Origin of the sequence: Formicincola oecophyllae, assembly GCF_006542395.2 — a bacterium.
GTDB lineage: Bacteria > Pseudomonadota > Alphaproteobacteria > Acetobacterales > Acetobacteraceae > Formicincola > Formicincola oecophyllae.
Map to the genome: position 1 here is coordinate 555,828 of NZ_CP038231.1, position 24,511 is coordinate 580,338.

General features: G+C 62.0%; 3 protein-coding genes (1 of these 3 running past the window's edge). All 3 read right to left on the minus strand.

Annotated features, from left to right (window positions below):
* Tightly spaced (each overlapping or abutting the next), the 3 genes in view from E3E12_RS09010 to E3E12_RS09035 form a layout consistent with a single transcriptional unit that may run on beyond the window.
* Positions 1–21,198, minus strand: a complete 21,198-nt coding sequence (locus E3E12_RS09010; protein WP_286206905.1) for an autotransporter-associated beta strand repeat-containing protein — start codon at positions 21,196–21,198, stop codon at positions 1–3.
* The gene (locus E3E12_RS09085) at positions 21,189–21,716 is read right to left on the minus strand and encodes an autotransporter-associated beta strand repeat-containing protein (RefSeq protein ID WP_286206906.1); all 528 of its coding nucleotides are present in this window, start codon (positions 21,714–21,716) and stop codon (positions 21,189–21,191) included. The genes E3E12_RS09010 and E3E12_RS09085 overlap by 10 nt, the downstream gene beginning before the upstream one ends.
* Positions 21,655–24,511, minus strand: the 3' portion of a protein-coding gene (locus E3E12_RS09035) for an autotransporter-associated beta strand repeat-containing protein (protein WP_286206907.1). 8,015 nt of this gene lie beyond the right edge of the window; the window shows 2,857 of its 10,872 coding nt (coding positions 8,016–10,872); the start codon falls outside the window, past its right edge; the stop codon is at positions 21,655–21,657. Before E3E12_RS09035 ends, E3E12_RS09085 begins: the two co-directional genes overlap by 62 nt.

Consider the following 24,511-nt stretch of genomic DNA (forward strand, 5'->3'; position numbering starts at 1 on the left):
TTAGAAGTGAATTTTGAGGGAGCCGGTGCCACCAGAGGTGATCATGTGGTTGCCGTACTGCCCAATGTAATTGACATCCAAGTCAATGCGGTTGGTCAAGTGGGCTGCGATGCCAGTCTCCAGCAAGGCCGTGTTGGTAGAAACGGGCGTGCCGATCACGCTCATGTCCCAACCAGCCCCGCCGCCAGCCGCCCGGAAGCGCTCATGCAGGGTGGAGTTCACCTTACCAAAGGCATAGCGGTAGGCCGCTGTCATATGCGGCGTGAAGTCAATGCCCAGCGCACGGAAATTGGTAGCAGCCTTGAACCCGAAGGTTGAGAAGCCCATGGAACTGTCACGCCCATGACCCTGCAGGGCAGCGATGGAACCGCGCTCCCTGAAGTTGCCTGACTGGTAGTTCAGGTACGTCATGCGCACGAATGGCTCCAGCTCAACAGCGTGGTGGCCAGCGTAAGCCATGAACTTGTAGCCACTTTCAGCAAAGACCTGCCCTGTGCCACCCAGCTGCCCACCGGAGGTATGCTGGCTGAAGCCCGTGAAGCGGATGCTGCGGTGCGTGTGAATAACGTCCCAGCTGTATGTGGCGCCCAGCTTCAGGGTGATGATGGCATCCTTGTTGATGCCACCCACCTTGAAGCCCGTGCCAGCATAGGCGCCGATGGAGACATTGTTGGAAGTACCGTAGGAATTGCGCCCACCCTTGTTGCTGAACATGTTGCGCCCATAGGCCAGCATGCCACCGATGCGCCACTGCTGGTCACCCTTGGCGCTGTCACCAATCAGCGCATCAGCGCCACCAATCCAACCAACGGAGCTGTCGCTCATGTGGGTGGCGATGTCGTAGCCACCATGGCCACTCTGCTGCCCGCGTGAACCGTAGACCGTGCCCCAGACCGTCAAGCGGCGGTTGGGGTCGACATCGCAATAGCCTGACTCCTTGCCTTTCTCGCCCATGGCCTGGCGGCGCAGGTCGGAAGTTGCGCAATCCAGGCGGTTGATGACCGTGTCACGCAGGTAGAAGGCGTCATTGACCATGGCAGTGCGGCTGTCCGCCATGATCTCACCGTCCAATGCATCCAGGGCATGCATGCGCTGGTCGTTGGACAGGCCCGCCACCAGGTTGGTCAGCGAAGCACCCCGGCCTGCATGGTAAAGCCCATCCAGACCATGACCTGAAGCCTTCCTATCGCGCGTGTTGGCATCCGTGGCGAAACTGTTGCCGTTGTAGTTCAGGGTGATCTGCACGTCATTGGCGGTGTAGTGCGGCCCTGCCGTCTCCAACAAATCGTGGCTGGCGATCAGGCCCGTCTGGTCATAGCTGGCAAAAGTGCCGTTCACGCCCTGGGTGGCATGGACGATCTCATAGGCCTGCCCGACTGCCAGGGAGGCTTCCTTGCTGGCGGTGACAGCCAGGGTGGAGCCGTCCTTGATGGTGAAAGCACCCTTAACTTCAGCCATGCTGGCCTGTGGGTAAGCCGTGACGTTGGCTGCCAGGGTGGAGCCTTCCTCCATGACGGTGTCGCCATTCAGCTTCATGGTGCCATAGCCAAGCCCAGCCGGGCTCTGGCCTGGGGCCAAGGTGCCGAAGATGTCACCGCCGCCCACAGTGCCCATGCCGGACAGGGTGGCGCCTTGCTCAACCGTGATGGCTGACTGCCCCAGGTTGCCCATCACATCCAGTTCGCCAGCCTGCACGTCAGTGTGACCTGCAAAGGCTGAACCATCGCCAGCATAAGCTACCAAAGCGGCGCCAGTCTTGTTGAACTGGCCCTCTCCTGAAAGCGTGTTGGCAAACAGGCCGGCCTGGTCCTCCTGGTCCAGGGTCAGGGCAGCGCCCTTATCCACATTTATCAGGCCAGTGCCGAAGCTGGCCGTGCTGCCTGTGAGGCCACCCGCCTTGATGTCCGTCCCACCTGTGTAAGTGTTTCGATCACCCAAGGTGATGGTTTGGGCGCCGTCCTTCACCAGCTTGCCAGCGCCCATGATGAAGTTGCTGAACGTGCCATCCGCGGCGCCCTGGGTGTTGTTGGCGCTTTGGTTCAACACCAGGACGGCATTGTCGAGAACGGCGCCAGATCCGAAACTGGTGGTGGTGCCAGCCAATGTGCCGCGCTCGATGTCTGTGCCGCCAGCATAGCTGTTGCTGTCGCCCAGCGTGATGGTGCCGGTGCCCTGCTTCAGCAGGCTGCCGATCCCAGTGATCTGGTTCCCGAAGGCGCCGTCAGCGTCCTGCGTCAGCTCAAGGCGCGCATTGTCAAGAACGGCGCCGGACCCAAAGCTGCTCACAGACCCTGCCAACGTGCCGCCATTGATGGTGGTGCCTCCAGCGTAAGTGTTGTGCGGACCAAACACCACGGTGCCAGCGCCAGCATTCACAACCGCCCCACCAGCGCCACTGACCTGGTGGTTGAAATTGGCCGTACCATTGAAGCCATCCTGGTAGCGCTGGTCAATGTTCAGCAGGCCGTCCTTGGCAGCTATGGCCACATTGGAGCCATCAGCGCCAAAGCTGGTCGTGCTGCCTGTCAACGTGCCACCATTAATGGTGGTGCCACCAGCGTAGGTGTTGCCGTTGGCCAGGATCAGCTCGCCGTTTCCAGATTTAGTGAGGGAGCCAGCGCCAGTGATGGTGTTGCCCGCGCCCATGCGGCGTGTGTCGTTCTGGTTGAAGGCGACAACCGCCCCACCGTCCACAGCGATGGCGCCAGAGCCAAAGCTCCAGCCTGTGCCCGTCAAGGTGCCGGCTGCAATGTGCGTGCCACCCTGGTAGGCATTCTGGTCAGCCAGCGTGATGGTGCCAGCGCCCATCTTCACCAAGGTGCCTGTGCCAGACACCTGGTTAGCGAACGTGCCGTCCGTGCCCTGGTTCAGCGCCAAAGTTCCATTGTCCGCCACAGCGCCAGAGCCAAAGCTTTGCGTCGTGCCCGTCAAGGTGCCCGATTGGATGATTGTGCCCCCTGTGTAGCTGTTCTGTCCATTCAGGGTTACATTGCCTGTTCCAACCATGGCCAACGCGCCGTCACCGCTGATGGTGTTGCCCGCTTTCTGCATGGCTTGGCCAGCGTCATCAAAGGCCAAAGCGGTGCCAGCGTCCACAGCGATGGCGCCAGAGCCAAAGCTGGTAGTGTGGCCTTGCAGGATGCCACCCTTCACGACCGTTCCGCCACTATAGGCATTGTCACCATGCAGGATGAGGGTGCCAGCATCTGTTTTGACCAGTGTGCTGCCCTTCCCGCCATGCGTTTTGGAGAAGTCACCATCACTCAACACTGAATCGACCTCAGCTGTGATGGCCGCACCCTGCTTGGTGCCATCACCCACGCGAATGGTGGTGTTGGCTGTGCCCATGGAAAGCGCATCACCCGTAATGCGGGAAATCCGGCCATCATTGTTGGCGAAATCCAACCCTGTGAACACCACGTTGGCCTTGCCACCCTGGTCATCAACCTTCACGGTGCCTGCCTGGCCTTCAAACACGGCAGTGCCATTGTCCCAAGCGTAGTTGTCTTGGCCGTCGGCATGCGTCCAGTTTGTCAGGCCGCTCATTTGACGCCAAACGCCATCACCACCATGGATGACGCCATCGCCTTTCATACTGGTGCCGTCCCAGAAGTTCACACTGTTGGGGCCGCCGCCAATAACCACGTTCACCTGGTGGTCAATGGAGGTTTGAAGCGTGGCAACAGTGCCGTTGGGCACCAGCAGGCTTTCACCATTGTTGGTCAGCGTACCGCCGTAGTCATAGATGCGGTAGACACCCGTGCCCAGCTCCTGAACATCAGAGGCAACCTGGTTGATCTCAAGGGTGCCGGCGAGCGCCAGATTGCCGCCAACCTTAACCAGATCGTTCAGGCCACCTTCACCCACATTGCTCAGATCCCATTTCTGGATGGACCCCTGCGCCAAATTCAAGTTGCCGTTAATAACCAGCGTGCCAGCCTGGCCAGCGCTATCGCCTGGCGAGAGGACGCCCCCAGAAGCCACCGTTACATTGCCGCCGATCACCCCTGCGCTGCCGCTGGAACCACCGCCCAATGTGGCACCCTGGTTCACTTGGACATTGCCACCCAGGGCATTGTCCACCAACAACGCGCCGGCATCCACCTGTGTCTGGCCAGTGAACTTGCTGTCGTCACCGGTCAGGCGCACAGCGCCACTGCCGTTTTTGGCCATGGTCCCCTGGCCGGAGATCACATTGGCCAAAGTGCCATCTGTGTTCTGGTTCAGGTCCAAGCCTGCGTTCTGGTCAATGGCGATGGTGCCTGTGCCAAAGCTGCCCACACCGCCTGTCAACGTGCCTGACTGAACGGTGGTGCCCCCTGTGAAGCTGTTGTTCTGCCCCAACGTGACGTCACCCGCCGTTGCCAAATCGCCCCCACCCGTAACAGTGTTGGTGAAGTTGCCATTGCTGGCCAAAACCAGGTGGCTGTCATCACGCACAGCCTGTTGGCCGGCACCGTTGAGGTTGGTCAGCTCCAGCGTGCCGTCCTGAATGTCAGTGCCGCCGCTGTAGCTGTTGTCACCACCCAGGACAAGAACGCCCTTGCCGTCCTTGACCATCTGCGTGTGCTGCCCAACGGCGTCAATGATGCTGTTATTGATGGTGGCTGTGTTCAACGGCATGCCAGCGGCTGGCTGACCATCATTCATCACGCTGACGTCCAGCGTGCCTGTGGCCGCCTGCAAAGCGTCGCCTTGCAGAACGTAGCCAGGGCCTTGGGCCTGGTTGGCGAAGATCAGTTTCTTCACCACCACCTGGCCTTTGCTGTCATTCACATTCACCACACCGCCCAAGGCCTCAAAATAGGCATCGGCGCCAGCGTTGGTCCAGTTGGAACGGGCATTGCCGTTCACATCTGTCCAGTTCCTGTCATTAAGGCTGGCTGTCCAGCTGTAGTTCGTGCCGGCGGCAGCCGTGCCTTGGCCTGTGAAGCCGTTGCTGCCCATGAGGGTGCCATTGCCGTTATTGGCATCACCACCATTCCAGAACAGGCCGTTCTTGTCATAAATGACAACGTTCACCTGGTTTTTGATGGCAGTCTGGATCTGCACCATGTCGGTGGTCGGATTGGCCAAATAGCCCGTCATGTCTGCAAGCTGCAGATTGTTGAGGCCCACAGCGCTGCCTGCATAGTCCACAAGGTGCACGACACCTTCAACAAACTTGAACTTGTCAGGCACCACTGCTGTACCATCAGACCCTGGCAGCACATTTACCTTGGTCACACCTTGGACATTCAGGTTGCCTGCAACCTTCAACAGGTCATTGCCAGGAAGCGCCTTGGGGTCAAACGGGTTGGCCCGATCGCTTTCCGTGAAGGCCATCTGGGCACCCTGCTGCAGGTTCAGGTTGCCACCAACGCTCAACACGCCAGTGCTGTTCCTGTCGCTGCTTGTCCCAAGGGGGTCACTTTTCTGACCCGCTGCAATCAAGCCACCAGAAGCCACCGTCACATTACCCAGGACATGGCCGGCACCATTGGGGGCATAGCTGCCACCAGCCAGCATGGCGCCCTGGTTGACCTGGGCGTTGCCGCCAAGCGCGCCGTTCACCAGCATGGCGCCCTGGTTGATGTTGGTCTGGCCTGCAAAGCCGCTGTCGTCACGCGCGATGGTCACTGTGCCAGCGCCGTCCTTGTCGAACGTGCCGTTGCCTGTCAGCTGGTTGCCGAAGGTCGCGTCGCTGCCTTGGTTGAGGTCAAGCGTGCCAGCCTGAGCCACGTTGATGGCACCTGTGCCGAAGTTGGCCGTTGTGCCTTCAAGCGTGCCTTGGTTGATGGTCGTGCCACCTGTGTAGGTGTTGGCGCCAGAGAGGACCAAGCGGCCTGCACCCTCCTTGTCCAGCGTGCCAGCCACGGCTTTGCCGTCCTGGGTGCCGTCCTTGATGATGGAGGCCACTGTGGCCTTGTTGCTGGCGTCCTCAACCGTGGCTGTCAGCTTGTTGCCTGCAATGGTCAGCGCGTCACCTGTGATGGTGTAGCTGCCAGAAGAAGGCAGCACAGCGCTGTCTGCTTTAGAGAGGGTGCTGTCGAAGTCCAGACCTTTGACCAGAACAGCGCCCTGGCTGTCGTCTACCTGAACCGTGCCGCCCTGGGCGGTGAAGATGGCGTTGACACCACTGTTGTCCCAGTTCGCCTGCGCGTTACCTGTCCTGTCCGTCCAGTTGCGGTTGGCCGTTGCAGCGTTCCACGTGCCGTTGCCACCCCTGATGAAACCATCGCCCGTTTGCGCAGCCGTGCCGTCCCAGTACAGGCCGTCCCTCAGGCCGTCATGGTGGGTGTTGTACACCACAACGTTCACCTGGCCCGCCTTGTTCGTCTGCAAGGACGCGCGCTCGCCGTCAGCCGTGTTCAGGTACTGCGTCAGGCTGGCAAGACCGCGCGCCTGCTCGCTCACATCGCCAAGCTTGCCGTCCGTGAACAAATGGTAGACGCCAACGTCAAACGTTGTGCCAGCTGCCGTGGGCACCATGTTGAGCGCGCCGTCAAGCGTCAGCGTGCCTGCGACCTTCACAAGGTCCCCTGTTGAGGCGTCCGCCGCCTCCAGGAAGTTCGCGTTGGAATTACCCGCCAGGTTCAGGTTGCCGCTGATGTTCAGCGTGCCTGTCTGCCCCTTGGCGTAGTCGCCAGCAAACAGCGTGCCACCAGCAGCAACGTTCACATTGCCGCCAAGCGTGCCCGTGCCGCCAAGGCTTGCGCCCTGGTTGACCTGGGCGTTGCCGCCAAGCGCGCCGTTCACCAGCATGGCGCCCTGGTTGATGTTGGTCTGGCCTGCAAAGCCGCTGTCGTCACGCGCGATGGTCACTGTGCCAGCGCCGTCCTTGTCGAACGTGCCGTTGCCCGTCAGCTGGTTGCCGAAGGTCGCGTCGCTGCCTTGGTTGAGGTCAAGCGTGCCAGCCTGAGCCACGTTGACAGCACCTGTGCCGAAGTTGGCCGTTGTGCCTTCAAGCGTGCCTTGGTTGATGGTCGTGCCACCCGTGTAGCTGTTGGCGCCAGAGAGGACCAGGCGGCCTGCACCCTCCTTGTCCAGCGTGCCTGCACCAGTGATTTGGTTTTTGAAGGATGCGTCATGGTTTTGGTTCAAAACCAATGTGCCATTGTCAGCAATGTTGCCTGAACCAAAGCTTTGCGCAGTGCCTGTCAGCTTGCCAGCTTGATTGATGATAGTGCCGCCAGTGTACGTATTGGCGTCAGCCAGCACCACATTGCCATTGGCCGTGAGGTCACCTGTACCAGAGATGCTATTGGCAAATGTGCCATCCGCACTCAGCACCAAATGCGCATCATCCCTCACATAAGCTGTGCCAGCCCCCTTCAGGTTGGTCAGTTCCAAGGTGCCATCTTGAATGATGGTGCCGCCCGTGTAGCTGTTGGCGCCAGAGAGGACCAAGCGGCCTGCACCCTCCTTATCCAGGATGGTGTTGGCGGCAGTCTGGATCAGGTTGTTAGCGATGGTGGCGTGATTGTCAGCGCCATCCACAGCCACCGTGAAGGTGCTTTCAGAGAGCTTCAGGTCACCGCCCTGGATGGTGTAGAAGCCGTCCTTGGCCAAGTTGCCAAAGTCCATGGACTTCACGAACACTTGCCCATCAGTCTTGTTGTCGACCGTGACCGTGCCGCCATGGGCCATGAAGATGGCCTCAGCGCCCTGGTTGTTCCAATTGGCCACAGCATTGGCGTCATGGTTGGTCCAGTTGCGGTTGCTGCTGGCGTTCCAGGTGCCGTCGCCGCCCACAAGAGTGCCGTTGCCGTTGGGGTTGCCAGCACCGTTCCAGAACAGGCCGTTCTTGTCATAAATGACGACGTTGATCTGGCCGTTCACAGCTGTCTGCAATGAAGCGCTGTCGTAACTGTTCAGGTAGGGCAGCAGGTCGGCCATGTTCAAGGCGGCGCCGCTGTCATCAAGGCCTTTGCCATAGGTGAACAGATGGTAGACGCCATCGGTGAACTTGCCATTGACGATGGCAGGCCCGCTTTTGCCTGGGGTGAGGTCAATGGTGCCGTGCAGGTCAAGTTTGCCAGCCACATTGATTAGGTCATTGCCGGCAGCGCCTGCGGTTTGGCTGCTTTCAATGAACTGGGTTGTGGAGCCCTGCGCAAGGTTCAGGTCGCCGCCGATGTTCAGCGTGCCTGTCTGCCCCTTGGCGTAGTTGCCAGCAAACAGCGTGCCACCAGCAGCAACGTTCACATTGCCGCCAAGCGTGCCCGTGCCGCCAAGGCTTGCGCCCTGGTTGACCTGGGCGTTGCCGCCAAGCGCGCCGTTCACCAGCATGGCGCCCTGGTTGATGTTGGTCTGGCCTGCAAAGCCGCTGTCGTCACGCGCGATGGTCACTGTGCCAGCGCCGTCCTTGTCGAACGTGCCGTTGCCCGTCAGCTGGTTGCCGAAGGTCGCGTCGCTGCCTTGGTTGAGGTCAAGCGTGCCAGCCTGAGCCACGTTGATAGCACCTGTGCCGAAGTTGGCCGTTGTGCCTTCAAGCGTGCCTTGGTTGATGGTCGTGCCGCCCGTGTAACTGTTGGCGCCAGAGAGGACCAGGCGGCCTGCGCCCTCCTTGTCCAGCGTGCCAGCCACGGCTTTGCCGTCCTGGGTGCCGTCTTGGATGATGGAGGCCACTGTGGCCTTGTTGCTGGCGTCCTCAACCGTGGCTGTCAGCTTGTTGCCTGCAATGGTCAGCGCGTCACCTGTGATGGTGTAGCTGCCAGAAGAAGGCAGCACAGCGCTGTCTGCTTTAGAGAGGGTGCTGTCGAAGTCCAGACCTTTGACCAGAACAGCGCCCTGGCTGTCGTCCACCTGAACCGTGCCGCCCTGGGCGGTGAAGATGGCGTTGACGCCACTGTTGTCCCAGTTCGCCTGCGCGTTGCCTGTCCTGTCCGTCCAGTTGCGGTTGGCCGTTGCAGCGTTCCACGTGCCGTTGCCACCCCTGATGAAGCCATCGCCCGTCTGCGCAGCCGTGCCGTCCCAGTACAGGCCGTCCCTCAGGCCGTCATGGTGGGTGTTGTACACCACAACGTTCACCTGGCCCGCCTTGTTCGTCTGCAAGGACGCGCGCTCGCCGTCAGCCGTGTTCAGGTACTGCGTCAGGCTGGCAAGACCGCGCGCCTGCTCGCTCACATCGCCAAGCTTGCCGTCCGTGAACAAATGGTAGACGCCAACGTCAAACGTTGTGCCAGCTGCCGTGGGCATCATGTTGAGCGCGCCGTCAAGCGTCAGCGTGCCTGCGACCTTCACAAGGTCCCCTGTTGAGGCGTCCGCCGCCTCCAGGAAGTTCGCGTTGGAATTACCCGCCAGGTTCAGGTCGCCGCCGATGTTCAGCGTGCCTGTCTGCCCCTTGGCGTAGTTGCCAGCAAACAGCGTGCCACCAGCAGCAACGTTCACATTGCCGCCAAGCGTGCCCGTGCCGCCAAGGCTTGCGCCCTGGTTGACCTGGGCGTTGCCCCCAAGCGCGCCGTTCACCAGCATGGCGCCCTGGTTGATGTTGGTCTGGCCTGCAAAGCCGCTGTCGTCACGCGCGATGGTCACTGTGCCAGCGCCGTCCTTGTCGAACGTGCCGTTGCCCGTCAGCTGGTTGCCGAAGGTCGCGTCGCTGCCTTGGTTGAGGTCAAGCGTGCCAGCCTGAGCCACGTTGACAGCACCTGTGCCGAAGTTGGCCGTTGTGCCTTCAAGCGTGCCTTGGTTGATGGTCGTGCCGCCCGTGTAGCTGTTGGCGCCAGAAAGGACCAGGCGGCCTGCACCCTCCTTGTCCAGCGTGCCAGCCACGGCTTTGCCGTCCTGGGTGCCGTCCTTGATGATGGAGGCCACTGTGGCCTTGTTGCTGGCGTCCTCAACCGTGGCTGTCAGCTTGTTGCCTGCAATGGTCAGCGCGTCACCTGTGATGGTGTAGCTGCCAGAAGAAGGCAGCACAGCGCTGTCTGCTTTAGAGAGGGTGCTGTCGAAGTCCAGACCTTTGACCAGAACAGCGCCCTGGCTGTCGTCCACCTGAACCGTGCCGCCCTGGGCGGTGAAGATGGCGTTGACGCCACTGTTGTCCCAGTTCGCCTGCGCGTTGCCTGTCCTGTCCGTCCAGTTGCGGTTGGCCGTTGCAGCGTTCCACGTGCCGTTGCCACCCCTGATGAAGCCATCGCCCGTCTGCGCAGCCGTGCCGTCCCAGTACAGGCCGTCCCTCAGGCCGTCATGGTGGGTGTTGTACACCACAACGTTCACCTGGCCCGCCTTGTTCGTCTGCAAGGACGCGCGCTCGCCGTCAGCCGTGTTCAGGTACTGCGTCAGGCTGGCAAGACCGCGCGCCTGCTCGCTCACATCGCCAAGCTTGCCGTCCGTGAACAAATGGTAGACGCCAACGTCAAACGTTGTGCCAGCTGCCGTGGGCATCATGTTGAGCGCGCCGTCAAGCGTCAGCGTGCCTGCGACCTTCACAAGGTCCCCTGTTGAGGCGTCCGCCGCCTCCAGGAAGTTCGCGTTGGAATTACCCGCCAGGTTCAGGTCGCCGCCGATGTTCAGCGTGCCTGTCTGCCCCTTGGCGTAGTCGCCAGCAAACAGCGTGCCACCAGCAGCAACGTTCACATTGCCGCCAAGCGTGCCCGTGCCGCCAAGGCTTGCGCCCTGGTTGACCTGGGCGTTGCCGCCAAGCGCGCCGTTCACCAGCATGGCGCCCTGGTTGATGTTGGTCTGGCCGGCAAAGCCGCTGTCGTCACGCGCGATGGTCACTGTGCCAGCGCCGTCCTTGTCGAACGTGCCGTTGCCTGTCAGCTGGTTGCCGAAGGTCGCGTCGCTGCCTTGGTTGAGGTCAAGCGTGCCAGCCTGAGCCACGTTGACAGCACCTGTGCCGAAGTTGGCCGTTGTGCCTTCAAGCGTGCCTTGGTTGATGGTCGTGCCGCCTGTGTAGCTGTTGGCGCCAGAGAGGACCAGGCGGCCTGCACCCTCCTTGTCCAGCGTGCCAGCCACGGCTTTGCCGTCCTGGGTGCCGTCCTTGATGATGGAGGCCACTGTGGCCTTGTTGCTGGCGTCCTCAACCGTGGCTGTCAGCTTGTTGCCTGCAATGGTCAGCGCGTCACCTGTGATGGTGTAGCTGCCAGAAGAAGGCAGCACAGCGCTGTCTGCTTTAGAGAGGGTGCTGTCGAAGTCCAGACCTTTGACCAGGACAGCGCCCTGGCTGTCGTCAACCTGAACCGTGCCGCCCTGGGCGGTGAAGATGGCGTTGACGCCACTGTTGTCCCAGTTGGCCTGCGCGTTGCCTGTCCTGTCCGTCCAGTTGCGGTTGGTGGTTGCAGCGTTCCATGTGCCGTTGCCGCCCCTGATGAAGCCATCGCCCGTCTGCGCAGCCGTGCCGTCCCAGTACAGGCCGTCCCTCAGGCCGTCATGGTGGGTGTTGTACACCACAACGTTCACCTGGCCCGCCTTGTTCGTCTGCAAGGACGCGCGCTCGCCGTCAGCCGTGTTCAGGTACTGCGTCAGGCTGGCAAGACCGCGCGCCTGCTCGCTCACATCGCCAAGCTTGCCGTCCGTGAACAAATGGTAGACGCCAACGTCAAACGTTGTGCCAGCTGCCGTGGGCACCATGTTGAGCGCGCCGTCAAGCGTCAGCGTGCCTGCGACCTTCACAAGGTCCCCTGTTGAGGCGTCCGCCGCCTCCAGGAAGTTCGCGTTGGAATTACCCGCCAGGTTCAGGTTGCCGCTGATGTTCAGCGTGCCTGTCTGCCCCTTGGCGTAGTCGCCAGCAAACAGCGTGCCACCAGCAGCAACGTTCACATTGCCGCCAAGCGTGCCCGTGCCGCCAAGGCTTGCGCCCTGGTTGACCTGGGCGTTGCCGCCAAGCGCGCCGTTCACCAGCATGGCGCCCTGGTTGATGTTGGTCTGGCCTGCAAAGCCGCTGTCGTCACGCGCGATGGTCACTGTGCCAGCGCCGTCCTTGTCGAACGTGCCGTTGCCCGTCAGCTGGTTGCCGAAGGTCGCGTCGCTGCCTTGGTTGAGGTCAAGCGTGCCAGCCTGAGCCACGTTGACAGCACCTGTGCCGAAGTTGGCCGTTGTGCCTTCAAGCGTGCCTTGGTTGATGGTCGTGCCACCCGTGTAGCTGTTGGCGCCAGAGAGGACCAGGCGGCCTGCACCCTCCTTGTCAAGGATGGTGTTCGCGGCAGTCTGGATCAGGTTGTTAGCGATGGTGGCGTGATTGTCAGCGCCATCCACAGCCACCGTGAAGGTGCTTTCAGAGAGCTTCAGGTCACCGCCCTGGATGGTGTAGAAGCCGTCCTTGGCCAAGTTGCCAAAGTCCATGGACTTCACGAACACTTGCCCATCAGTCTTGTTGTCGACCGTGACCGTGCCGCCATGGGCCATGAAGATGGCCTCAGCGCCCTGGTTGTTCCAATTGGCCACAGCATTGGCGTCATGGTTGGTCCAGTTGCGGTTGCTGCTGGCGTTCCAGGTGCCGTCGCCGCCCACAAGAGTGCCGTTGCCGTTGGGGTTGCCAGCACCGTTCCAGAACAGGCCGTTCTTGTCATAAATGACGACGTTGATCTGGCCGTTCACAGCTGTCTGCAATGAAGCGCTGTCGTAACTGTTCAGGTAGGGCAGCAGGTCGGCCATGTTCAAGGCGGCGCCGCTGTCATCAAGGCCTTTGCCATAGGTGAACAGATGGTAGACGCCATCGGTGAACTTGCCATTGACGATGGCGGGCCCGCTTTTGCCTGGGGTGAGGTCAATGGTGCCGTGCAGGTCAAGTTTGCCAGCCACATTGATTAGGTCATTGCCGGCAGCGCCTGCGGTTTGGCTGCTTTCAATGAACTGGGTTGTGGAGCCCTGCGCAAGGTTCAGGTCGCCGCCGATGTTCAGCGTGCCTGTCTGCCCCTTGGCGTAGTCGCCAGCAAACAGCGTGCCACCAGCAGCAACGTTCACATTGCCGCCAAGCGTGCCCGTGCCGCCAAGGCTTGCGCCCTGGTTGACCTGGGCGTTGCCGCCAAGCGCGCCGTTCACCAGCATGGCGCCCTGGTTGATGTTGGTCTGGCCGGCAAAGCCGCTGTCGTCACGCGCGATGGTCACTGTGCCAGCGCCGTCCTTGTCGAACGTGCCGTTGCCTGTCAGCTGGTTGCCGAAGGTCGCGTCGCTGCCTTGGTTGAGGTCAAGCGTGCCAGCCTGAGCCACGTTGACAGCACCTGTGCCGAAGTTGGCCGTTGTGCCTTCAAGCGTGCCTTGGTTGATGGTCGTGCCACCCGTGTAGCTGTTGGCGCCAGAAAGGACCAGGCGGCCTGCACCCTCCTTGTCCAGCGTGCCAGCCACGGCTTTGCCGTCCTTGATGATGGAGGCCACTGTGGCCTTGTTGCTGGCGTCCTCAACCGTGGCTGTCAGCTTGTTGCCTGCAATGGTCAGCGCGTCACCTGTGATGGTGTAGCTGCCAGAAGAAGGCAGCACAGCGCTGTCTGCTTTAGAGAGGGTGCTGTCGAAGTCCAGACCTTTGACCAGAACAGCGCCCTGGCTGTCGTCAACCTGAACCGTGCCGCCCTGGGCGGTGAAGATGGCGTTGACGCCACTGTTGTCCCAGTTCGCCTGCGCGTTGCCTGTCCTGTCCGTCCAGTTGCGGTTGGCCGTTGCCGCGTTCCACGTGCCGTTGCCGCCCCTGATGAAACCATCGCCCGTCTGCGCAGCCGTGCCGTCCCAGTACAGGCCGTCCCTCAGGCCGTCATGGTGGGTGTTGTACACCACAACGTTCACCTGGCCCGCCTTGTTCGTCTGCAAGGACGCACGCTCGCCGTCTGCCGTGTTCAGGTATTGCGTCAGGCTGGCAAGACCGCGCGCCTGCTCGCTCACATCGCCAAGCTTGCCGTCCGTGAACAAATGGTAGACGCCAACGTCAAACGTTGTGCCAGCTGCCGTGGGCACCATGTTGAGCGCGCCGTCAAGCGTCAGCGTGCCTGCAACCTTCACAAGGTCGCCCTGCTGGCTTGGCGTGCTTTCCAGGAAGTTCGCGTTGGAATTACCCGCCAGGTTCAGGTCGCCGCCGATGTTCAGCGTGCCTGTCTGCCCCTTGGCGTAGTCGCCAGCAAACAGCGTGCCACCAGCAGCAACGTTCACATTGCCGCCAAGCGTGCCCGTGCCGCCAAGGCTTGCGCCCTGGTTGACCTGGGCGTTGCCGCCAAGCGCGCCGTTCACCAGCATGGCGCCCTGGTTGATGTTGGTCTGGCCTGCAAAGCCGCTGTCGTCACGCGCGATGGTCACTGTGCCAGCGCCGTCCTTGTCGAACGTGCCGTTGCCCGTCAGCTGGTTGCCGAAGGTCGCATCGCTGCCTTGGTTGAGGTCAAGCGTGCCAGCCTGAGCCACGTTGATGGCACCTGTGCCGAAGTTGGCCGTTGTGCCTTCAAGCGTGCCTTGGTTGATGGTCGTGCCACCCGTGTAGCTGTTGGCGCCAGAAAGGACCAGGCGGCCTGCACCCTCCTTGTCCAGCGTGCCAGCCACGGCTTTGCCGTCCTGGGTGCCGTCCTTGATGATGGAGGCCACTGTGGCCTTGTTGCTGGCGTCCTCAACTGTGGCTGTCAGCTTGTTGCCTGCAATGGTCAGCGCGTCACCTGTGATGGTGTAGCTGCCAGAAGAAGGCAGCACAGCGCTGTCTGCTTTAGAGAGGGTGCTGTCGAAGTCCAGACCTTTGACCAGGACAGCGCCCTGGCTGTCGTCCACCTGAACCGTGCCGCCCTGGGCGGTGAAGATGGCGTTGACGCCACTGTTGTCCCAGTTGGCCTGCGCGTTGCCTGTCCTGTCCGTCCAGTTGCGGTTGGTGGTTGCAGCGTTCCACGTGCCGTTGCCGCCCCTGATGAAGCCATCGCCCGTTTGCGCAGCCGTGCCGTCCCAGTACAGGCCGTCCCTCAGGCCGTCATGGTGGGTGTTGTACACCACAACGTTCACCTGGCCCGCCTTGTTCGTCTGCAAGGACGCGCGCTCGCCGTCAGCCGTGTTCAGGTACTGCGTCAGGCTGGCAAGACCGCGCGCCTGCTCGCTCACATCGCCAAGCTTGCCGTCCGTGAACAAATGGTAGACGCCAACGTCAAACGTTGTGCCAGCTGCCGTGGGCACCATGTTGAGCGCGCCGTCAAGCGTCAGCGTGCCTGCGACCTTCACAAGGTCCCCTGTTGAGGCGTCCGCCGCCTCCAGGAAGTTCGCGTTGGAATTACCCGCCAGGTTCAGGTTGCCGCTGATGTTCAGCGTGCCTGTCTGCCCCTTGGCGTAGTCGCCAGCAAACAGCGTGCCACCAGCAGCAACGTTCACATTGCCGCCAAGCGTGCCCGTGCCGCCAAGGCTTGCGCCCTGGTTGACCTGGGCGTTGCCGCCAAGCGCGCCGTTCACCAGCATGGCGCCCTGGTTGACGTTGGTCTGGCCTGCAAAGCCGCTGTCGTCACGCGCGATGGTCACTGTGCCAGCGCCGTCCTTGTCGAACGTGCCGTTGCCCGTCAGCTGGTTGCCGAAGGTCGCGTCGCTGCCTTGGTTGAGGTCAAGCGTGCCAGCCTGAGCCACGTTGACAGCACCTGTGCCGAAGTTGGCCGTTGTGCCTTCAAGCGTGCCTTGGTTGATGGTCGTGCCACCCGTGTAGCTGTTGGCGCCAGAAAGGACCAGGCGGCCTGCACCCTCCTTGTCAAGGATGGTGTTCGCGGCAGTCTGGATCAGGTTGTTAGCGATGGTGGCGTGATTGTCAGCGCCATCCACAGCCACCGTGAAGGTGCTTTCAGAGAGCTTCAGGTCACCGCCCTGGATGGTGTAGAAGCCGTCCTTGGCCAAGTTGCCAAAGTCCATGGACTTCACGAACACTTGCCCATCAGTCTTGTTGTCGACCGTGACCGTGCCGCCATGGGCCATGAAGATGGCCTCAGCGCCCTGGTTGTTCCAATTGGCCACAGCATTGGCGTCATGGTTGGTCCAGTTGCGGTTGCTGCTGGCGTTCCAGGTGCCGTCGCCGCCCACAAGAGTGCCGTTGCCGTTGGGGTTGCCAGCACCGTTCCAGAACAGGCCGTTCTTGTCATAAATGACGACGTTGATCTGGCCGTTCACAGCTGTCTGCAATGAAGCGCTGTCGTAACTGTTCAGGTAGGGCAGCAGGTCGGCCATGTTCAAGGCGGCGCCGCTGTCATCAAGGCCTTTGCCATAGGTGAACAGATGGTAGACGCCATCGGTGAACTTGCCATTGACGATGGCGGGCCCGCTTTTGCCTGGGGTGAGGTCAATGGTGCCGTGCAGGTCAAGTTTGCCAGCCACATTGATTAGGTCATTGCCGGCAGCGCCTGCGGTTTGGCTGCTTTCAATGAACTGGGTTGTGGAGCCCTGCGCAAGGTTCAGGTCGCCGCCGATGTTCAGCGTGCCTGTCTGCCCCTTGGCGTAGTCGCCAGCAAACAGCGTGCCACCAGCAGCAACGTTCACATTGCCGCCAAGCGTGCCCGTGCCGCCAAGGCTTGCGCCCTGGTTGACCTGGGCGTTGCCGCCAAGCGCGCCGTTCACCAGCATGGCGCCCTGGTTGATGTTGGTCTGGCCGGCAAAGCCGCTGTCGTCACGCGCGATGGTCACTGTGCCAGCGCCGTCCTTGTCGAACGTGCCGTTGCCTGTCAGCTGGTTGCCGAAGGTCGCGTCGCTGCCTTGGTTGAGGTCAAGCGTGCCAGCCTGAGCCACGTTGACAGCACCTGTGCCGAAGTTGGCCGTTGTGCCTTCAAGCGTGCCTTGGTTGATGGTCGTGCCGCCTGTGTAGCTGTTGGCGCCAGAGAGGACCAGGCGGCCTGCACCCTCCTTGTCCAGCGTGCCAGCCACGGCTTTGCCGTCCTTGATGATGGAGGCCACTGTGGCCTTGTTGCTGGCGTCCTCAACCGTGGCTGTCAGCTTGTTGCCTGCAATGGTCAGCGCGTCACCTGTGATGGTGTAGCTGCCAGAAGAAGGCAGCACAGCGCTGTCTGCTTTAGAGAGGGTGCTGTCGAAGTCCAGACCTTTGACCAGAACAGCGCCCTGGCTGTCGTCAACCTGAACCGTGCCGCCCTGGGCGGTGAAGATGGCGTTGACGCCACTGTTGTCCCAGTTCGCCTGCGCGTTGCCTGTCCTGTCCGTCCAGTTGCGGTTGGCCGTTGCCGCGTTCCACGTGCCGTTGCCGCCCCTGATGAAACCATCGCCCGTCTGCGCAGCCGTGCCGTCCCAGTACAGGCCGTCCCTCAGGCCGTCATGGTGGGTGTTGTACACCACAACGTTCACCTGGCCCGCCTTGTTCGTCTGCAAGGACGCACGCTCGCCGTCTGCCGTGTTCAGGTATTGCGTCAGGCTGGCAAGACCGCGCGCCTGCTCGCTCACATCGCCAAGCTTGCCGTCCGTGAACAAATGGTAGACGCCAACGTCAAACGTTGTGCCAGCTGCCGTGGGCACCATGTTGAGCGCGCCGTCAAGCGTCAGCGTGCCTGCAACCTTCACAAGGTCGCCCTGCTGGCTTGGCGTGCTTTCCAGGAAGTTCGCGTTGGAATTACCCGCCAGGTTCAGGTCGCCGCCGATGTTCAGCGTGCCTGTCTGCCCCTTGGCGTAGTCGCCAGCAAACAGCGTGCCACCAGCAGCAACGTTCACATTGCCGCCAAGCGTGCCCGTGCCGCCAAGGCTTGCGCCCTGGTTGACCTGGGCGTTGCCGCCAAGCGCGCCGTTCACCAGCATGGCGCCCTGGTTGATGTTGGTCTGGCCTGCAAAGCCGCTGTCGTCACGCGCGATGGTCACTGTGCCAGCGCCGTCCTTGTCGAACGTGCCGTTGCCCGTCAGCTGGTTGCCGAAGGTCGCATCGCTGCCTTGGTTGAGGTCAAGCGTGCCAGCCTGAGCCACGTTGATGGCACCTGTGCCGAAGTTGGCCGTTGTGCCTTCAAGCGTGCCTTGGTTGATGGTCGTGCCACCCGTGTAGCTGTTGGCGCCAGAAAGGACCAGGCGGCCTGCACCCTCCTTGTCCAGCGTGCCAGCCACGGCTTTGCCGTCCTGGGTGCCGTCCTTGATGATGGAGGCCACTGTGGCCTTGTTGCTGGCGTCCTCAACTGTGGCTGTCAGCTTGTTGCCTGCAATGGTCAGCGCGTCACCTGTGATGGTGTAGCTGCCAGAAGAAGGCAGCACAGCGCTGTCTGCTTTAGAGAGGGTGCTGTCGAAGTCCAGACCTTTGACCAGGACAGCGCCCTGGCTGTCGTCCACCTGAACCGTGCCGCCCTGGGCGGTGAAGATGGCGTTGACGCCACTGTTGTCCCAGTTGGCCTGCGCGTTGCCTGTCCTGTCCGTCCAGTTGCGGTTGGTGGTTGCAGCGTTCCACGTGCCGTTGCCGCCCCTGATGAAGCCATCGCCCGTTTGCGCAGCCGTGCCGTCCCAGTACAGGCCGTCCCTCAGGCCGTCATGGTGGGTGTTGTACACCACAACGTTCACCTGGCCCGCCTTGTTCGTCTGCAAGGACGCGCGCTCGCCGTCAGCCGTGTTCAGGTACTGCGTCAGGCTGGCAAGACCGCGCGCCTGCTCGCTCACATCGCCAAGCTTGCCGTCCGTGAACAAATGGTAGACGCCAACGTCAAACGTTGTGCCAGCTGCCGTGGGCACCATGTTGAGCGCGCCGTCAAGCGTCAGCGTGCCTGCGACCTTCACAAGGTCCCCTGTTGAGGCGTCCGCCGCCTCCAGGAAGTTCGCGTTGGAATTACCCGCCAGGTTCAGGTTGCCGCTGATGTTCAGCGTGCCTGTCTGCCCCTTGGCGTAGTCGCCAGCAAACAGCGTGCCACCAGCAGCAACGTTCACATTGCCGCCAAGCGTGCCCGTGCCGCCAAGGCTTGCGCCCTGGTTGACCTGGGCGTTGCCGCCAAGCGCGCCGTTCACCAGCATGGCGCCCTGGTTGACGTTGGTCTGGCCTGCAAAGCCGCTGTCGTCACGCGCGATGGTCACTGTGCCAGCGCCGTCCTTGTCGAACGTGCCGTTGCCCGTCAGCTGGTTGCCGAAGGTCGCGTCGCTGCCTTGGTTGAGGTCAAGCGTGCCAGCCTGAGCCACGTTGACAGCACCTGTGCCGAAGTTGGCCGTTGTGCCTTCAAGCGTGCCTTGGTTGATGGTCGTGCCACCCGTGTAGCTGTTGGCGCCAGAAAGGACCAGGCGGCCTGCACCCTCCTTGTCCAGCGTGCCAGCCACGGCTTTGCCGTCCTGGGTGCCGTCCTTGATGATGGAGGCCACTGTGGCCTTGTTGCTGGCGTCCTCAACCGTGGCTGTCAGCTTGTTGCCTGCAATGGTCAGCGCGTCACCTGTGATGGTGTAGCTGCCAGAAGAAGGCAGCACAGCGCTGTCTGCTTTAGAGAGGGTGCTGTCGAAGTCCAGACCTTTGACCAGGACAGCGCCCTGGCTGTCGTCAACCTGAACCGTGCCGCCCTGGGCGGTGAAGATGGCGTTGACGCCACTGTTGTCCCAGTTGGCCTGCGCGTTGCCTGTCCTGTCCGTCCAGTTGCGGTTGGCCGTTGCAGCGTTCCACGTGCCGTTGCCACCCCTGATGAAGCCATCGCCCGTCTGCGCAGCCGTGCCGTCCCAGTACAGGCCGTCCCTCAGGCCGTCATGGTGGGTGTTGTACACCACAACGTTCACCTGGCCCGCCTTGTTCGTCTGCAAGGACGCGCGCTCGCCGTCAGCCGTGTTCAGGTACTGCGTCAGGCTGGCAAGACCGCGCGCCTGCTCGCTCACATCGCCAAGCTTGCCGTCCGTGAACAAATGGTAGACGCCAACGTCAAACGTTGTGCCAGCTGCCGTGGGCATCATGTTGAGCGCGCCGTCAAGCGTCAGCGTGCCTGCGACCTTCACAAGGTCCCCTGTTGAGGCGTCCGCCGCCTCCAGGAAGTTCGCGTTGGAATTACCCGCCAGGTTCAGGTCGCCGCCGATGTTCAGCGTGCCTGTCTGCCCCTTGGCGTAGTCGCCAGCAAACAGCGTGCCACCAGCAGCAACGTTCACATTGCCGCCAAGCGTGCCCGTGCCGCCAAGGCTTGCGCCCTGGTTGACCTGGGCGTTGCCGCCAAGCGCGCCGTTCACCAGCATGGCGCCCTGGTTGATGTTGGTCTGGCCTGCAAAGCCGCTGTCGTCACGCGCGATGGTCACTGTGCCAGCGCCGTCCTTGTCGAACGTGCCGTTGCCCGTCAGCTGGTTGCCGAAGGTCGCGTCGCTGCCTTGGTTGAGGTCAAGCGTGCCAGCCTGAGCCACGTTGACAGCACCTGTGCCGAAGTTGGCCGTTGTGCCTTCAAGCGTGCCTTGGTTGATGGTCGTGCCACCCGTGTAGCTGTTGGCGCCAGAAAGGACCAGGCGGCCTGCACCCTCCTTGTCCAGCGTGCCAGCCACGGCTTTGCCGTCCTGGGTGCCGTCCTTGATGATGGAGGCCACTGTGGCCTTGTTGCTGGCGTCCTCAACCGTGGCTGTCAGCTTGTTGCCTGCAATGGTCAGCGCGTCACCTGTGATGGTGTAGCTGCCAGAAGAAGGCAGCACAGCGCTGTCTGCTTTAGAGAGGGTGCTGTCGAAGTCCAGACCTTTGACCAGGACAGCGCCCTGGCTGTCGTCAACCTGAACCGTGCCGCCCTGGGCGGTGAAGATGGCGTTGACGCCACTGTTGTCCCAGTTGGCCTGCGCGTTGCCTGTCCTGTCCGTCCAGTTGCGGTTGGTGGTTGCAGCGTTCCACGTGCCGTTGCCGCCCCTGATGAAGCCATCGCCCGTCTGCGCAGCCGTGCCGTCCCAGTACAGGCCGTCCCTCAGGCCGTCATGGTGGGTGTTGTACACCACAACGTTCACCTGGCCCGCCTTGTTCGTCTGCAAGGACGCGCGCTCGCCGTCAGCCGTGTTCAGGTACTGCGTCAGGCTGGCAAGACCGCGCGCCTGCTCGCTCACATCGCCAAGCTTGCCGTCCGTGAACAAATGGTAGACGCCAACGTCAAACGTTGTGCCAGCTGCCGTGGGCACCATGTTGAGCGCGCCGTCAAGCGTCAGCGTGCCTGCGACCTTCACAAGGTCCCCTGTTGAGGCGTCCGCCGCCTCCAGGAAGTTCGCGTTGGAATTACCCGCCAGGTTCAGGTTGCCGCTGATGTTCAGCGTGCCTGTCTGCCCCTTGGCGTAGTCGCCAGCAAACAGCGTGCCACCAGCAGCAACGTTCACATTGCCGCCAAGCGTGCCCGTGCCGCCAAGGCTTGCGCCCTGGTTGACCTGGGCGTTGCCGCCAAGCGCGCCGTTCACCAGCATGGCGCCCTGGTTGATGTTGGTCTGGCCTGCAAAGCCGCTGTCGTCACGCGCGATTGGTCACTGTGGCCAGCGCCGTCCTTGTCGAACGTGCCGTTGCCCGTCAGCTGGTTGCCGAAGGTCGCGTCGCTGCCTTGGTTGAGGTCAAGCGTGCCAGCCTGAGCCACGTTGACAGCACCTGTGCCGAAGTTGGCCGTTGTGCCTTCAAGCGTGCCTTGGTTGATGGTCGTGCCACCCGTGTAGCTGTTGGCGCCAGAGAGGACCAGGCGGCCTGCACCCTCCTTGTCCAGCGTGCCAGCCACGGCTTTGCCGTCCTGGGTGCCGTCCTTGATGATGGAGGCCACTGTGGCCTTGTTGCTGGCGTCCTCAACTGTGGCTGTCAGCTTGTTGCCTGCAATGGTCAGCGCGTCACCTGTGATGGTGTAGCTGCCAGAAGAAGGCAGCACAGCGCTGTCTGCTTTAGAGAGGGTGCTGTCGAAGTCCAGACCTTTGACCAGGACAGCGCCCTGGCTGTCGTCCACCTGAACCGTGCGCGCCCTGGGCGGTGAAGATGGCGTTGACGCCACTGTTATCCCAGTTGGCCTGCGCGTTGCCTGTCCTGTCCGTCCAGTTGCGGTTGGTGGTTGCAGCGTTCCACGTGCCGTTGCCGCCCCTGATGAAGCCATCGCCCGTCTGCGCAGCCGTGCCGTCCCAGTACAGGCCGTCCCTCAGGCCGTCATGGTGGGTGTTGTACACCACAACGTTCACCTGGCCCGCCTTGTTCGTCTGCAAGGACGCGCGCTCGCCGTCTGCCGTGTTCAGGTACTGCGTCAGGCTGGCAAGACCGCGCGCCTGCTCGCTCACATCGCCAAGCTTGCCGTCCGTAAACAAATGATAGACGCCAACGTCAAACGTTGTGCCAGCTGCCGTGGGCACCATGTTGAGCGCGCCGTCAAGCGTCAGCGTGCCTGCAACCTTCACAAGGTCGCCCTGCTGGCTTGGCGTGCTTTCCAGGAAGTTCGCGTTGGAATTACCCGCCAGGTTCAGGTCGCCGCCGATGTTCAGCGTGCCTGTCTGCCCCTTGGCGTAGTCGCCAGCAAACAGCGTGCCACCAGCAGCAACGTTCACATTGCCGCCAAGCGTGCCCGTGCCGCCAAGGCTTGCGCCCTGGTTGACCTGGGCGTTGCCGCCAAGCGCGCCGTTCACCAGCATGGCGCCCTGGTTGATGTTGGTCTGGCCGGCAAAGCCGCTGTCGTCACGCGCGATGGTCACTGTGCCAGCGCCGTCCTTGTCGAACGTGCCGTTGCCTGTCAGCTGGTTGCCGAAGGTCGCGTCGCTGCCTTGGTTGAGGTCAAGCGTGCCAGCCTGAGCCACGTTGACAGCACCTGTGCCGAAGTTGGCCGTTGTGCCTTCAAGCGTGCCTTGGTTGATGGTCGTGCCGCCTGTGTAGCTGTTGGCGCCAGAGAGGACCAGGCGGCCTGCACCCTCCTTGTCCAGCGTGCCAGCCACGGCTTTGCCGTCCTGGGTGCCGTCCTTGATGATGGAGGCCACTGTGGCCTTGTTGCTGGCGTCCTCAACCGTGGCTGTCAGCTTGTTGCCTGCAATGGTCAGCGCGTCACCTGTGATGGTGTAGCTGCCAGAAGAAGGCAGCACAGCGCTGTCTGCTTTAGAGAGGGTGCTGTCGAAGTCCAGACCTTTGACCAGAACAGCGCCCTGGCTGTCGTCAACCTGAACCGTGCCGCCCTGGGCGGTGAAGATGGCGTTGACGCCACTGTTGTCCCAGTTCGCCTGCGCGTTGCCTGTCCTGTCCGTCCAGTTGCGGTTGGCCGTTGCCGCGTTCCACGTGCCGTTGCCACCAACGATCTTCTGGTTGCCGTTGTTGGCGTCGCCGCCGTTCCAGTACAGGCCATCACGTGACGTGTTGTAGATGACCACGTTCACCTGGCCATCAATCGCCGTTTGCAACGATGCGTGGTCGCCCGCAGCCAACGTGCCCTGGATGATGTTCAGTTCCCGGGCCGTCTCGCTGACATCCTTCAACTCGCCATTGGCGTACGTCATTAAGTGGTAAACGCCATCAGCAAGAACGGTGCCACTTGGGGTGGCGAAGTTGATCCCGCTGTCCAGCGTCAAGGCGCCCTTGACGTTCACAAGGTCATTGCCTGCGCCGCCAAATGCACCCTGTGTGCTTTCCATGAAGCTGGCTGTGGAACCCTGCGCAAGGTTCAGATTGCCGCCGATGTTCAGCGTGCCTGTCTGCTTGCTGGGGTAGTCGCCAGCAAACAGCGTGCCACCAGCAGCAACGTTCACGTTACCTGCGAGCGTGCCAGGGGTGCTGTCTGTGCCGCCGCCCAAGCTGCCGCCCTGATTGACCTGGGCGTTGCCGCCAAGCGCGCCGTTCACCAGAAGCGTGCCTTGGTCAACATTGGTCTGGCCTGTGAAGCCGCTGTCGTCAGCTGTCAGCGTGATGGTGTCAGCATTTTGCTTATTGAGTACGCCTGTGCCTGAAAGGGTGTTGGCAAAGGCCGCGTTGCTGGCCAGGTTCAGGTTCAGCGTGCCGCCATTGTCCTGGATGGCGCCTGTGCCAAAGGCATTGACGGTGCTGTTGGCGCCCTGGTCTGCCGCCGTCACCATGGCGCCACCATCAATGGTGGTGCCACCGCTATAAGTGTTAGTGCTGTTCAAGGTCAGGTCTGTGGAGGCGATTTCAACGCTACCGCCGCCAGAGATGATTTGGTTGACCGCCTGACCGTCACGCGTCGTCTGGCCCCATGTGCCCGTGGCGTCCGTGTTGAATTTCAGCGTCACGGGGTGGGTGACAGGGTCTGTGTCGTTTTGGCCCGGACGCAGGAGGATGTCGCCTGTGCCGGCGGAAAGCACATTGTCCAGGACCAGCGCGCCGCCAGCCACATCCGTGCCGCCGCTGTAAGTGTTGTTACCACTCAGCTCCAGGATGCCTTCGCCATCTTTGGCAAGTTTGGTGTGGAGGCCCGTGGCATCCAGGATCTGGCTTTTGATGAGGGCGCTGTTCAGCGGCATCCCCACGGCCGGTTGGCCGTCATTGACCACCGAGACATCCAAGGTGGCGCCACCAGCCTGCAGGGCATCACCCTGCAAGGTGTAGGTTGGGCTGTCCGAGCTGTTCAGGACGTTGGCGAAGTGCAAGCCTTTGACTGCAACCTGGCCCTTGCTGTCATCAATGTTGACGACACCACCCAGCCCTTCGAAATAGGCTGTGGCTGCGCCGCTGTTCGTCCAGCTGGAATTAGCTGAGCCGGTGGGGTTGGTCCAGTTGGAGTCCTGGCCGCTGGCAGACCAGGTGAAATCCTGGCCAGCC